This window comes from Paenibacillus sp. 1011MAR3C5 (assembly GCF_003591485.1).
Lineage (GTDB): Bacteria > Bacillota > Bacilli > Paenibacillales > Paenibacillaceae > Pristimantibacillus.
Window position 1 is genome coordinate 336,583 of sequence record NZ_QZCF01000006.1, and the last position, 13,149, is coordinate 349,731.

The 13,149-nt window shown below is 48.9% G+C and carries 12 protein-coding genes and 1 pseudogene; 2 read left to right on the plus strand and 11 right to left on the minus strand.

Going from position 1 to position 13,149, the window contains the following annotated elements; genetic code table 11:
• Positions 1-62: 62 nt before the first annotated feature.
• The 3 genes from D3P07_RS19580 to D3P07_RS19590 all read right to left on the minus strand — a co-directional run bounded on the left by D3P07_RS19580 (position 63) and on the right by D3P07_RS19590 (position 2,034).
• Complete coding sequence (locus D3P07_RS19580) at positions 63-551, minus strand: pyridoxamine 5'-phosphate oxidase family protein (protein WP_397334611.1); 489 nt, start codon at positions 549-551, stop codon at positions 63-65.
• Between the two features lie 162 nt (positions 552-713).
• Complete coding sequence (locus tag D3P07_RS19585; protein ID WP_119801938.1) at positions 714-1,556, minus strand: DUF5666 domain-containing protein; 843 nt, start codon at positions 1,554-1,556, stop codon at positions 714-716.
• Positions 1,537-2,034: an RNA polymerase sigma factor gene (locus D3P07_RS19590; protein ID WP_119801939.1), complete on the minus strand. Its 498-nt coding sequence runs from the start codon at positions 2,032-2,034 to the stop codon at positions 1,537-1,539. The genes D3P07_RS19585 and D3P07_RS19590 overlap by 20 nt, the downstream gene beginning before the upstream one ends.
• 360 nt (positions 2,035-2,394) lie before the next feature.
• On the opposite strand from D3P07_RS19590, the pseudogene D3P07_RS27810 reads away from it, so the two are divergent.
• A pseudogene (locus tag D3P07_RS27810) lies at positions 2,395-2,499 on the plus strand (hypothetical protein); the annotation flags it as partial.
• Between the two features lie 50 nt (positions 2,500-2,549).
• Here D3P07_RS27810 and D3P07_RS19600 read toward each other — a convergent pair.
• The 3 genes from D3P07_RS19600 to D3P07_RS19610 all read right to left on the minus strand — a co-directional run bounded on the left by D3P07_RS19600 (position 2,550) and on the right by D3P07_RS19610 (position 6,182).
• Entirely contained in the window at positions 2,550-2,756 is a 207-nt protein-coding gene (locus D3P07_RS19600; protein WP_119801940.1) for a hypothetical protein, read from the minus strand.
• 151 nt (positions 2,757-2,907) lie between these two features.
• Positions 2,908-3,081 carry a hypothetical protein gene (locus tag D3P07_RS27645; RefSeq protein WP_259391600.1) on the minus strand — a complete coding sequence of 58 codons (174 nt, stop codon included), beginning with the start codon at positions 3,079-3,081 and terminating at the stop codon, positions 2,908-2,910.
• 23 nt (positions 3,082-3,104) lie between these two features.
• Positions 3,105-6,182, minus strand: coding sequence for an ATP-binding response regulator (locus tag D3P07_RS19610; protein ID WP_182914416.1), 3,078 nt, complete (start codon positions 6,180-6,182; stop codon positions 3,105-3,107).
• A 418-nt stretch (positions 6,183-6,600) separates the two neighbouring features.
• Between D3P07_RS19610 and D3P07_RS19615 the strand changes: the two genes are divergently transcribed.
• The gene (locus D3P07_RS19615) at positions 6,601-7,368 is read left to right on the plus strand and encodes a class I SAM-dependent methyltransferase (RefSeq protein ID WP_119801942.1); all 768 of its coding nucleotides are present in this window, start codon (positions 6,601-6,603) and stop codon (positions 7,366-7,368) included.
• Between the two features lie 96 nt (positions 7,369-7,464).
• On the opposite strand, the gene D3P07_RS19620 is transcribed toward D3P07_RS19615, so the two are convergent.
• The 5 genes from D3P07_RS19620 to D3P07_RS19640 form a co-directional block, all read right to left on the minus strand.
• Positions 7,465-8,025, minus strand: coding sequence for an AAA family ATPase (locus D3P07_RS19620; protein WP_119801943.1), 561 nt, complete (start codon positions 8,023-8,025; stop codon positions 7,465-7,467).
• A gap of 50 nt (positions 8,026-8,075) precedes the next feature.
• Complete coding sequence (locus D3P07_RS19625) at positions 8,076-8,519, minus strand: SMI1/KNR4 family protein (RefSeq protein ID WP_119801944.1); 444 nt, start codon at positions 8,517-8,519, stop codon at positions 8,076-8,078.
• Positions 8,520-8,624: 105 nt separating this feature from the next.
• A complete protein-coding gene (locus D3P07_RS19630) occupies positions 8,625-9,191 on the minus strand; it encodes a hypothetical protein (protein WP_119801945.1) in 567 nt (188 codons plus the stop codon).
• 48 nt (positions 9,192-9,239) lie between these two features.
• On the minus strand, positions 9,240-9,974 hold the full coding sequence (locus D3P07_RS19635; RefSeq protein ID WP_310732563.1) for an SMI1/KNR4 family protein: 735 nt from the start codon (positions 9,972-9,974) through the stop codon (positions 9,240-9,242).
• Between the two features lie 234 nt (positions 9,975-10,208).
• On the minus strand, positions 10,209-12,827 hold the full coding sequence (locus D3P07_RS19640; RefSeq protein WP_119801947.1) for a family 16 glycosylhydrolase: 2,619 nt from the start codon (positions 12,825-12,827) through the stop codon (positions 10,209-10,211).
• Positions 12,828-13,149 lie beyond the last annotated feature (322 nt).

The following is a 13,149-nucleotide window of genomic DNA, read 5'->3' on the forward strand; positions in this document are numbered from 1 at the left end:
GATATATGGAATCAGCTATTGCTGAGCCGTATCGCCGCCGCCTGAATCTGACCAAGTGCCAGCTACTTCAACTGAACCGTCTCATTCAGCTTGCTGTCCCCTCCCGCTCCCGTCAGCTGATGCAGAAGCAGCTTCACCGACTTGATCACGCTGCCGCTCTCCCAATACTCAGCAGTCTCCGCATTCACCTTAATAAGGACGACATTCGGATCATCATAGGAAGCGTGAAGCAGCTTCTCATAGGCTTTATTCCAATATTCCTTCTTTTTCTGCAAGTCCTCAACACATTCGGCACTGCCCCTGATCGATACATAGGATTGTCCCGCATACGAGACATTCACGCTAGGATTGTCCCGTATTTCATCGAATTTGCCCGTATCCTTCATTGTCACGAACCATAGATCTCCGTCAAACTCGATTTCTTGTGTCTTCATGGGACGGGACACAAGCCCCTCGCTGGAGATCGTCGTCAGCATGGCCGTATCGATCCCTTTAATCAGTTCTCGAACCTTTTGAATCGCCTGATCACGATCTGTCATTTCTTCTTTCATCATGGTCACCTCTGCTTTAGGATTCCTTGATTGCTTCTCTTCGATTCCAGATAGCGGCAAGCTTGAGTGGTATAAAAAAAACGACAAGACCACCGTCCCATAAGGGAAAATGCTCTTGCCGTTTTTGCACGTTATTAATGGAGGTACAATGTAATCTATGTCTTATTGTTGCGGAGACATGTTGTTGTAGATGCGTGTGGCATTCACTTTGCCCGTGCTGAGGTCCTCCGATGTATAACCGGATACGAAATTGCCGATTTTGAATTCCTTCCCCAGCAGCTCTTCGGATGGCTCGGCGGCAGTCGGGCCGGAGATGCCTAGCATCGTGTCAGGCGTTACCGTTACCCACAGATCGCCTACCTTAAAGCTCTTGCCGTCCGCGCTTACTTCTGTAATCTGTCCGTCAATGTTCACCATAGCTTTGCCCGTAATCGGCGGTGCGCTGGCTTCTTCCTTCGCCGGAGCCATGTTGTTGTAGATGACGTCCGCCGTTACTTTGCCGCTGCTCACATCTTGGGAGGTAAAGCCCGAGACAACGTTGCCAACTTTGAATTCCTTCTGCAGCAGCTCTTCGGAAGGCGCTGTCGCCGTTGGCTCGTTGCTGCCCAGCTTGGTTTGATCTGTCACTTGAACCCAGAGATCTCCGACCTTGAAGCTTTTGCCGTCCGCGCTCACTTCTGTAATCACGCCATCGATATTAACAGCTACTTTGCCCGAGATTGGAGGCTGTGTAATCGTCGTTGGGGGCTGAGTTGGCAGATTAGGCGCCTGCTGATTCGTCGCAATCAGACTAACCGACAATACTGCACATGCTGCAATTCCAACCGTCCAACCTGTAATCGTTCTTTTTTTCGCTGTATTCATTCTAACCCGCTCCTTTTGATCGTTTCTAGTTGATGGTGTAGTTTTATCCATTTCGTTCATCAGCTTCCGGTACGTTGCTTCTTGAAAATCCTCGCTAGTTTTCACACGGGACATTGCAGATTTATAAACTGATTTCTTCATCCTCCAGGCCTCCAATCTTTTCTTTTAAGATAAGGCGTCCTCTTGCAAGCCATGTTCCAACCGTTGCCGACTTGGTCCGCATAATAGCTGCAATTTCCTGGATAGAATATCCCTCATAATAGTGCAGATGAATCGGAATTCGATACTTCTTGTCCAAAGCCAGCACGGCCTGTAGAACCTCGTTTTCTTCCTTCGGGAGGTAGCTTAAGTGTTCGGGAACAGGATTCCTGCTTTTGAACCATCCGGTTTTCAGCATATTTTTGCTTTTATTAATGGTTGTTCGAATCAACCATGCTTTTTCGTGTTCACTGTTTTCAAAGACGGGGCGCTTCTGCAAGTAGGTCAGGAATACATCCTGCGCCACTTCCTCCGCGTCCGCTATATTCTTCAAATACGTAAAAGCAATCTTGATCATGCTTTGCGAATATAGATCCAAGGCCCGCCGTACAGATTCATTGAGCTCATATGAATTGTACACCTCAGCACCTCCTTTCACTTTTAATACAACTGAGGAGGCTTATATTTTTCATCGCGCCCAAACTTTTTTTAGCATCCGGCTATTTTTGACTAATTAAACGCGGTATAAACGAAAAAAGGTTTCAGGGTTTATTTGAAAAAATCAATTGCCCATAGGTCCGGCATGAGCCGTATAGTGGAGAGAGAACGAACGTCTATTGGATTGACTAAAGGAGGTAATGAAGATGCATGTTGTGGTTACGACGTACAGCGAGGGTTGGGTACGTGAATATAACGAGGAGTCTCGTCGGATTCAACAGATCTTCGGGCACATTCTTATGAGGCGCAACGATATGGAGAATTAAAAGAAAGCCTCGCTGTCCGTTTCCCGCAGAACATTGAGGCTTATATGAACGGCAAGGATGCCTTTGTGAAAGAATTGGAGAGAAAGGCGCTGAGGTGGTACGGCGTGAGCAAGAACGTATAAAACCTGAGCAGTTGAAGCCGGTAGAGATTCAAACAGTAGACTGCGACTCCTTACCAGCCCTCATACTCCACTACTGCAAGGAGCACCGCCGGGGAACCAGGCTGCGCACCTGTCTTGGCCATTTGGAACAGCTCTTCGTGGATCGGACCATACGGCGAACCACTCCCAGATATGAGAATAATGGAGTTATAATCCTTCAAGGCATCCCCAATCGTGGCGGGCAGTTGATCCGCGACTGCATCATGCGGCGCATACATCAAATGAAGAGCTATGATTGCTCACCAGTGCTTCTCCATAGCTTCTTCACATAACGCAAAACCGTTCCTTGCATAGAACTCGGTACTGTTGCTGCTAGGCCACAACACAAGAAACTCAACCGCTTGCTCTTTGGCCCATTGCTCCATTGCGCTATGAATCTCGGTGCCAATCCCCGCCACCGATCGCTCTCGTCAAAAACGAGCTGCACACAGTGTGAAACTCCTCATATCGGGCTCCGCTTTGCTTATCCTCTTCCGAGAACTCCCACCGCATTCGAACAAGCTGATCGACGTCTTCTTGTCCAGCCAATCGCACAATCACCATATCACCGCTTCCTCCGATCCATGCTACTTATTTCGAACCTGAAAGGTTATCTTGGTTCCTTGACCTACGGCACTGCTAATATGCAGTCCGGTTCCAAAATGCCGCTTTAATCGCTGGTCCGTATTGATCAATCCGACACCTGTCCTGCCGTTCGCCGTCCTTTCGAATATAAGTTCCAATTGTGCTTCGGTCATTCCGACTCCATCGTCTTCAACGGTGATCTCCGCATGCGATTCATGGACAGCAATCCTGATAACGATCTTGCCGCCTCGACTGCGCTTCATCACGCCATGCATGATCGCGTTCTCCACCAGAGGCTGGATTGACAGAAATGGAACCTTCAATTCCTCGCAATCCTCCTCTATCTCCCACATCACCTGCAGCCTTTCATCGAATCGAACCTGTTCAATGTATAGATAGGAGTTCACCAGACTTAGCTCCTCCTCAATCGGAACAAGTCCATCCATATTGGTAAATCTAAATTTATTTCTCAAATAATTGCTAAACTCATCAAGCAAGGTACGCATCTTATCCAAATTAATGTTACTTAAGGCCGTTACAGCGTTTAGTGCATTGAATAAAAAATGAGGCTGGATTTGCGCTTGTAGCCATGCCGCCTCCAATCGCTGCTGCTCCCGAACAAATCGTTTGATCGTAATTAAGGCCTCAATCCGCGACTTTAACTCTATCGCCTCCACAGGCTTGGTTACATAATCATTCGCCCCCGCCATAAAACCGCCGCGAATATCCTCCGGCTGGCTTCGTGCCGTGACGAGCAGAATGGGCAGCTCCGTAAGGGAGAATCGTCCGCGAAGGATTCGTGTCAGCTCGTAACCGGACATCTGCGGCATCATGATATCCGAGATGACCAGATCCCATTCCTTCTGATTCAGTACAGCCAACGCTTCTTTGCCGCTTGTAACCATCGTTGTGTCATATTCGTCCGGAGGCAGGATCGCTTCCAGCACTTGAAGATTGACAGGATCATCATCCACAATGAGCAGGCGCGGACGGTCGCGATTCCCCTCTATTACATGGGTTGGAGGCAGCGCAGTTGCTTTCTTCGAAGGAATTAATACGTCTTCCATCGGCAGCGATGGCCTATTGATCGGCTCCAATGAGCTAGCAGCCGCGACCTCATCCTTAGCGCTGAACTCGGCAAGCTCTAACGAAAAGGTAAAGGTGGAGCCTTCCCCTGCTACAGAGGACACATCCAACATTCCTCCATGAAGCTCAACCAGTTGCTTGCAGATGCTTAAGCCTAAGCCAAAGCCGCCCTCAATCATGGTCTCGCCTCTACCCGCTTGCTCATAGGGACGGAAGAGACGCTTCAGCATCTCTTCATCCATGCCGATTCCTGTATCCGTAATTCGGATATACGCTCTTCCGTTCTTGACGGCAGCCTGAATGACAATACTTCCTTCATTCGTATACTTCACGGCATTATGCAGCAGATTGAAGATGATTTGAATGACCCTGTTTTCGTCTGCATAGACAGGAGGGAAATCTACCGGTATTCCATTCGTGATGTTAATCGGCTTCACCTCTGCATTATAGTGCAGCATATCCAGCACGCCGGTTACGATAGACTGAATGGAGACGGATGTCTTCTGCAGTCGCGGATTGCCCTCGCGCAAGCTCATCACATCTACCAAATCATTCAGGATCAATGTAAGCCTGCGCCCTACAGTCAGCACCGTTTCCAGTTCCTTCACACTCCGGGCCTGCATCAAATGCCGTTCCCTGTTCAAGACAGTCTGAGACATGTTCAGAATGCTGTGGAGCGGATTGCGAAACTCATGCGAGGTGTTGGCCAGGAATTGATCCTTGTGGTCATTCATTCGCTGCAAGGTTGATGCTATTTCTTTTGTATGAGCATGCATACTGAAGTACTGCTTAAACCAGACAGAAGCCAGGCATCCCATCGCAAAGATCTGATCGAACGGATAGTATACCAGACTAAGGCCGCTATCCCGCCAAAATAACGACCATGCAAAATGATGCACCAGCATAAGAAAGGAAACAAGCAGCAGCAAGTTGCTCCCAATATCCTTCACAACGGTTTTGAAGATGGCCATGATCGTAATGATAATGGCTATAGCTCCACCTAGCATATAAACCGGGAACAGCTGAATAATCTGATCGGGCTGCAAGAACAACGTAATGCCGGCAGACCCTAAAATCATGGCCATCACGAAGGGGTACATACGGCGCCAATACCGAATCTCGCGATGATTCGTGCATTGCAGCAAAGCATAGATGCCCAGCATTAAGGCACAATTCGCCAGCCGGAAATCCCAGGTGGTGCCGATATAAAACAATTGGTGAAATAGCTTCTCGTCGTTACTTAGCAAATTGGCAAATGAGATACATAAGGTCAGCAAAGAGAAGTAAAGGAGCTTCTTCTCCTTATTGCCGAGTAAAAATAAGATAAACGCGTAGGCCGAATGCATGAGAAAGATCACAGTGACCAGAAGCTGCATGGAAACAGAGATTTTCATCTCCTTGGCGATTGCTTCCTCCGAGCCAAATTTAATCGACCGCGCAATGCCACTATTGCGGCTGTCTACATAATTAGCCGCTTGAATGATAAGCTCGATGACACCATTCTCATCGGCTGTAAACGTCGTGGAGTAAGGAAGATTTTTCGCTATATAATCATGCTCCGCGTCAGCAATACGTCCCGTTCCGGCCAGAAGTCTACCGTTGACATATAACTCGGATGAAGTTCGCACGCTCGGCACTCGAACACTGTAGTTCTGGTCCTTCGCAGGGTCTACGTAAAGAAGCAGACGATAAGAGCCATAGCCGTATGGAGTCGGGCGCTCCGCATTCAGCGCGTTGTTCCATCCTCCCGGGACTTGAAGGAGCGCCGGATCACGCTCTCCTGTTGCTTGCTGCCGGTTGCCATTCATCAACCATTGCGAGGGATAGAATTCCCATACCCCATCAAGCAAGAGAATGTCTCCATTCTCTGCATGCCAATCACGCAAGTCCAACTGCCCATTTTGAATGGATACCTGTTTTTGCAGATGGAACCACTCCATCCATAACAGCCGTAAGCCGGATGCAGCAGCTAGTACTACCAGCAGTATGATCATAATACGTGCTTTCTTAAATGGGTATCTTAATGAATCATGTGGCAAGAAGTCTTCTCTCCTAGTCCTATTCTTCTAAGACATTCATATAAAGGCTAACATTATGTCTATTATACGATATAAACTTAACAGATGTTGGGTATTCAACAGAAACAAAAAAAGAATGGTGAACGGAAATCCGTTCATTCATTCTTCCATGATGGTGTAGCTTTTCCATCAATTTATCCGAAAGTTTGGTTTAAATCGTTTTGTAACCTTGTTCTATTTCTAAATAGAAGCCTATACTAGGGTTAATTTTACAAGAAGGTGTGTGATTTATATGACAGTCCTTACATCCGCGATGTCCATTCATAAGGTGCGGAAGGGATAATTTCAACCAATCCCCATCCGTCCTACATTCAGATAACGGAGGGAAAACAATATGTCTTTTAGTCATTATGGTGAGCTATGTACAGAGGTCTATGACTTAACGAAAAAGGTCGGTCAATCTTTTGGAAGAGAACTTGACTACTACCGCGACAGACTGAAGCCTTGCAAAGGACGAATTCTAGAGGCGATGGTCGGGTCCGGGCGTGTGATCATCCCGCTGCTTGAAGCTGGGCTTCTAGTAGATGGCGTGGACTATTCTCCGGAAATGCTGGCTTCTTGCCGTAGGCGCTTCGAGGAAAGAGGGCTCGTCGCCAATCTGTACGAGGCGGACCTTCAAGAGTTGTCCCTGCCCGAGCGATATGAGGCGATCATTATCCCGGCGGGTTCCTTCTTGCTTATTGAGAAGCGCGAGGAATCCATCCAAGTATTGAAGCGCCTATATGAGCATCTTGAGCCGGGCGGACGACTCATTCTGGATCTCTTCCTGCCTGACGCTAATTTCGAAATTGGCAAGGTTGGACCAACATCGACCTTCCACTTGCCGAATGGCGACAGCATTACGCTGGAGGAGAAGCTCGTAGAAGCGGACCTGCTCCATCAATACAAGGTCTCGCACCTCCGATATGAGAAGTGGCGCGACGGGGCCTTGATTCAGACGGAGTTGCAGCGCTTTGGCCTCCGCTGGTACGGGATTGAAGAATTCAAGCTTGTTTTGGAAAGCATCGGCTTCTCGAATGTGGTCATATCTGCTGATTTTGAATACGGGAAAGCGCCCGCCCATGCGAGCCAGACGTATGTGTTTGAGGCTACTAGAGCGTAAATGATTATTGAAACTCAATAGAACATTTAAGCCATCCTATAGAGGATGGCTTTTTCGGGTTAACTATTGCTTAGCCGTGGCTTTGTTCGATGAACCCTATTCCTTGCGAGAAATCGCTACTATACGTTGAATGACCGACTGAACGTCATAGGGTTCTTTTACAACAAATAAATAATTCGCCTCATCTGCTTGAGGTGTGTGATCAGCATCGTTAACCGATTCTGCTTGTTGCCGAAGAAGGACCTCTTCAAACGAGGAAGCACTCCTAAATATGGCTGTGCTCCGAGTGCTATTAGCGACTCGCGCTTGAATGATATCATCTGCAAGATCAAAGTGGACCAAAATGCTGATGAACTCTTCGTTATGAAACTTGGAGAGCAGCTTTAACCGATCCTTGCGATTCCGATTGGAATTGCACAGAATCAGATGAAGACCGGTTTGATGAATGGCGTACTCTACAATAGTCTGGGTCATGGCAAACTTGATTCTATTGGGGCCTTGTTTGGGCAGGAGACTTTGATAATAGGTATTAATGAATTCGGCATGGTTATCTTGATCAATGACAAGTGCGTCCTGAAGCTGTTGCTCTAACGCCTTGGCAAAGGTCGTTTTCCCGCTATGGGTTTTCCCTACTGTAATAATGACTAGCCTGCTCATGAACACAACTCCATTCCGATAAGTCCATCAATCGCCCTATATGTACCTGCTCACCATTCATAAAAGTTGTCTTGTATGAGCTCCTCGAATGAGCTCGCTAGTACCTTCAGTTCCCCGGTGTCGTGATAGCTAATGAGCACTTCTCCTGCCGGATTGATGAATATCGGATCGCCAGAGCCATCCATCGAGATGACATAGCTCTTTTGCAGAACCTCCGCACAAGGCAGTTCCTTGCATTGCTCGCGGAACTCCAGCGTCATATCGGTAACCGTCTCCCTTCCGATGCTGGAGCCGTTAGAGAACGCATGCACCGCAATGCCTGCATACGCCCCTCCGAACGTGCGGATAAATTGCACATAATCCTCATGAAAGCTTACTCCCAGCCGCTGCTCTGCATAATCCACTTCCTCCTGGCTCGCAGGAGTGCCTGCTAAGGTGCTATTATCCTCACGATGAAGAAAGGTTGTTAGCCTCTCCATGAGTGCCTGATTCATCGAGTAACCCTCCCTGTCATTTGACCATTACGTTTTATTTGCCATCCATTCAAACAGCTCGCGAGCGCGGTTAATCTCGTCATGACTAGCCCACTCCCCTTGCTCTTACAAATGATAAGGCGTCGCTTTTCCTGCAACGATGTTGTCAGGATGTTCGTCAGTCTGCTCATAACCACTCATACGAATCAGGATATACTCCACTTCCTCCAGAGGCATGTGCAATTGCTGACTCACCTCGTAAAGCCCCATATCTTGCGCAAGAAGCTCTCTCGCCTGCCCGATCTTCCCCTCCAGCCAATTGTTCTCCAGCATCCATCTTCTCACCTTCGCCAATAATTGCTGCTGGTCTTCCGTACCCGCATACTTCTTGTACTTCGCAATCGACTCCGCCAAATAGGAATAGAGTTCAATTCCTAAAGCCTCTCGCTGCTCGTTTTTGGACATTCGCAGATACTTCTCATAAGGGATGCTCATGTCCAGCGTTAACGTTTGATCCCGGCTATCCATTCGCCGGAATGTCTTGCGGCCGTAGCTTTCCGGCAATACACGCCACATAAAGGCGATATGATAAGGAAACCTCCACGCCTTCGCCAATTCGGTGAGCGGCGACAGCTCGTCTATTAATTGGCCTACGCATGTGCCATATGTATCCAAGCCAAAGGTTATGTCCACTATCCCATCTCCCTTAGTAGACCGAATGATTTGCCTGTCTCGCTGAAGTTACCCTATGCATCCTTGCGACAACAACCATTGCTCCATCGTAACGAATGCTTGCGCAGCATCCTCTTCATATATAACAGCCACCTCTTGCCCGTAGGCATAATTAAACCGAATATAGCCGCCTAATTCCTGATAGAACAATAGACAGGTATATTCGTTTTCGACGACCAAATCAGGTGGAAAAACCTCCCGGAACATGCCCGACAGCCCCTGCAGCGTCAGTCCATTCGTGCCCGGCAGCAGACGCAAAAAACGATGATTCCGTGTCTCCGTCCACGGTTCATAATAGGCCGCCTCCCGCTGGCCACATCCGTATACTTGGCGATAGATGGCATCCAATGATTTAGCGTATGTCTCGTCATTCACCGGCTCCTGTACCTGCACAGCCATACTCTCAATACGCTCTGCATGCCGGGGCAGCCAAAGCAGCTGCTTCGTCTGCGGATGCACCGCCAGAAAGTCGCCATCTGCGGTATGGCCTATTGCGATGCACTCGCCAATCTGCTCTTGTGTAATCGGGCTGTCCGCATCATGCTCCCATAGTTCATATTCCGGGAACGGACGAAGCACCTCGTTATCCGGTGTGTAGACATTCATCCAGCCCCTATACGTCCCTGCACCAAACCGCTTCAGAAACCGAAGATATCCTGGCGGAAAAGAGATGGCTGAATTCAGCTCTATTGCTTCGATCTGAGCCGATGATAGCGGCCCTGGCTGTGACACCAAATACATCATTTTCCTCCTTTGCACTCTGCTTTTATTCTATGTACGGATACCGCACGCCTTAAGTTGCTGGAACTGCTAAGTTTAGCCAATAGGGACTAGCTTGACCGCAAAGGAAGCCTATGCCCATAATGCCAAGAACCTATATGACGTTAAGGCGATATAACAAGATAGGCGAGGGGAAATCTTGCTTCCCCTCGCCTATCTATGGCATTACTCTGTTATGCTCCAAACCAAGCACATCGCTTACTCAGGCGTGCCTTGCGTTACCCCATGGATATACGTGAACCATGTGGTATCCAATGCTCCTTGCCCCGGATTATAGGTGAAGGAATACTCCACGGTATCCCCTTGCTGCAGGTTATTGACCGCGTAGGTATAGTTGCCGTTGCCTGTAGAAGTCATCGCTACGTTAAGCTGCCCGCCGTTATTGATCTTATAGTGCAAGTCGGCAAAGGTGGCGCCATTCACGTAAAACTGCAAGTCGTTACCGATTTTCTTGAGCCCGCGTACCGCGTCGCCAATGACGATAACAGTAGATGCCGCAGGCACAACCGTAATGGTGCTTACAGCCGTCTTATTGCCGTCTGCGGTGGTCACCGTAACGGTGGCTGTACCCGGAGCGAGTCCCGTCACCTTGCCGCTCTGATTCACGGAAGCTACACTCGAGTTGGACACTGTCCACGATACCTGCTTATTCGTGGCGTTGGATGGCGCTACCGCAGCATTCAGCTGTACGTCCTGACCTACTTCCACTTGTGCGGCTGTCTGATTCAGCGTTACGCCAGTAACGGATACATTCCCTGGATTCTCGCTGTCGCCTTCTTTGTACACACGAACATAATCGACCTGCATCGTTGCCGGGATATCCTCAGGGTCCGGGCTCAGAAGTCCGTCAAAGTAACCGCCGATTGCCAAGTTCATAATCAGGTAGAACGGCTGATCGAACGGAGCGTTCGGATTATTCGGCGCTGCCACGGAATACCATTGGTCTCTCGTTACTTTGAAGAAAAACTTGCCGTCGACATACCACTTGAAGTTGTCCTCTTCCCATACCATGGAATAGACATGGAAATCATTTTCGAACGTTTGGCCTTCAGGGAAGTGATACTCGCCTGCTATATAGCGGTTCACCGGCCATTGTCCGCCGAAGTGCAGCGCACCGCTGGTCGTGCCAGGCAGACGTCCCTTTGCTTCCATAATATCGATCTCACCGGATGCGGCCCATGCGCCGTAAGCGGCATCTTCCGGAAGCATCCACAGGGCTGGCCAGACGCCATTGCCTGTAGGCAGCTTCGCGCGAATATCCACTCTGCCGTACTGGAAGGAGAAGTTATCCTTCGTATTCAGCTTGCCGGAGGAGTATTGCGCATAGCGGCTAGGATCCTGCGGGAAGTTTTTCGGATCGTTCAAGGCCCTGAGATTCAGCTTTCCGTCTTGGACAAATACGTTCTGTGCACTGTCTGTATAGTGCGCCAGCTCCGCATTGCCCCAGCCCCAGCTGTTAGGGTCGTCATTGATGTAATAGCCTGTTTCATAATTCCATTTGCTCGTATCAAGCTGCGTACCGGCGAACTCATCATTCCAGATCAGGTTCAAGCCATCGATCGCCGAATCGGTTGGCGTTCCGATTTCAATATCATCATGGTCGGTGACATCCGGTCGCGGGGCGTTCGGGTTGCCAATGAAGGTGTAGTAGACGTAGTTGTTGCCTACATTGCCGCCGGACTGCCCGTTCAGCGGATAGCCGATACGGATCTGCATGTCTACTTGGATAGGCTGGAACCACAGACCGTAGATATAATCGGCCCAGTAACCCCATTGGTTGGCATCAGACATATTGTTGTAGCCATTCGGGGAGTAGGCAAATCCGCTTTGACTGGAGTTCGCCATATCTACCCATTGTCCGCCCACATTAATCTGATAGACGAAGTTACCAAGCTCTGTGCCGATTGCCGCCCCACCGTCAATCTTAGGCAGCGGTATGCCGATGACGCCGCTCTGATCTGCGGTGTAGGTTGTTCCGTCATACGGAGTTATGGTATATGAATTTCTGACCGGCACATTAAAGTTGATCGTATATATGACGTTGGCCGAAGAGGTTTTGGATTCCAGCTTCACATTAATGGATTCCGTAACGGTGAACCAGTAGCCGCCGCCGCCTTCAGTGAATTGACCGAAGTTGTTGTCGTAGATCCAGCCGCTGGCTGCGTTATTCTCAATATCAATCCATGTGCTGCTGCTTACTGGCTTGACGTATACCTTCAAATCATCCGCTACGGCTGCATAAGGGATGGCCGCATTATTATTGAAGGTAGGATAAGTGAAGCCTGCTCCGCCTGTAAAGCTTGCTGTAAGCTGCGGTCCTTGCGTAGGAGTCATAGAAGTAATGGTTGTTTTGTTAATGTTCTGGAATTGCAGGGTGTAGGCAAGCGTCACCCCTGGATTGGCTTTGGAGTACAGCTGAATCTCGGTTGTAGCGGAGAGGGTGAACCAGTAGCCATTCATGCCGCCGTCGCTCCAGTGCCCCCAGTTCTGGTTGTAGACATAGCCGCCTACACTGTCGATGTCGACCCAATTGCCGCCTACTTTCACATTTACGCCTACATCGCTGGACACATCATTCCAAGTAGCCGAGCCTCCATTGAAGATCGGCATCACGAACCCGTAGCTGGCTTGCCCAACCCCGGATTGGGAGATAACAGGTCCGTCTTGTGGGGAGAAGTAAGTCATGGAAGTAACAGCGGTTCCTGCCGCCTGGACCTTGGATGGCGGCAATAAGCCCACGCTGGCGATCATAGCGATGACTAAGAACATACTCAGTACTCTGTGCTTCAATCTATTCTCCATCGGGTAATATTGCATTACACTTGTCCTCCTTTAATATATAGATGTTTGTGATTTGTCACGATTAACAGGATAATATTAATTAAAAAGCATAAATATGTCATTTCTTGGGTGTTGGGAACTATCTCATTAAGCGCAGCTATGCCCTAATGACCAGATGGCTCCCCGTCTATCCATGCTTCACTGGTCATCGCCGTTCATTGACGACCCCTTCTGCATATAGATGTTACTCCCATATGAAGCCCGAGCGATCGACGCGCTGCATGGTCCGCTTGCACAGATAAAGTACTCCCGCTCCGAATACATGGCTAGCTCATGTATAAGTCGCTGTTATACCTTC

Bases quoted from the DNA above. Each gene is read 5' to 3' on its own strand.
- D3P07_RS19580 (WP_397334611.1), bottom strand. From the start codon at position 551: ATGAAAGAAGAAATGACAGATCGTGATCAGGCGATTCAAAAGGTTCGA.
- D3P07_RS19585 (WP_119801938.1), bottom strand. From the start codon at position 1,556: ATGAAGAAATCAGTTTATAAATCTGCAATGTCCCGTGTGAAAACTAGC.
- D3P07_RS19600 (WP_119801940.1), bottom strand. From the start codon at position 2,756: ATGTATGCGCCGCATGATGCAGTCGCGGATCAACTGCCCGCCACGATT.
- D3P07_RS27645 (WP_259391600.1), bottom strand. From the start codon at position 3,081: ATGGTGATTGTGCGATTGGCTGGACAAGAAGACGTCGATCAGCTTGTT.
- D3P07_RS19610 (WP_182914416.1), bottom strand. From the start codon at position 6,182: ATGATCATACTGCTGGTAGTACTAGCTGCTGCATCCGGCTTACGGCTG.
- D3P07_RS19615 (WP_119801942.1), top strand. From the start codon at position 6,601: ATGTCTTTTAGTCATTATGGTGAGCTATGTACAGAGGTCTATGACTTA.
- D3P07_RS19620 (WP_119801943.1), bottom strand. From the start codon at position 8,025: ATGAGCAGGCTAGTCATTATTACAGTAGGGAAAACCCATAGCGGGAAA.
- D3P07_RS19625 (WP_119801944.1), bottom strand. From the start codon at position 8,519: ATGAATCAGGCACTCATGGAGAGGCTAACAACCTTTCTTCATCGTGAG.
- D3P07_RS19635 (WP_310732563.1), bottom strand. From the start codon at position 9,974: ATGATGTATTTGGTGTCACAGCCAGGGCCGCTATCATCGGCTCAGATC.
- D3P07_RS19640 (WP_119801947.1), bottom strand. From the start codon at position 12,827: ATGCAATATTACCCGATGGAGAATAGATTGAAGCACAGAGTACTGAGT.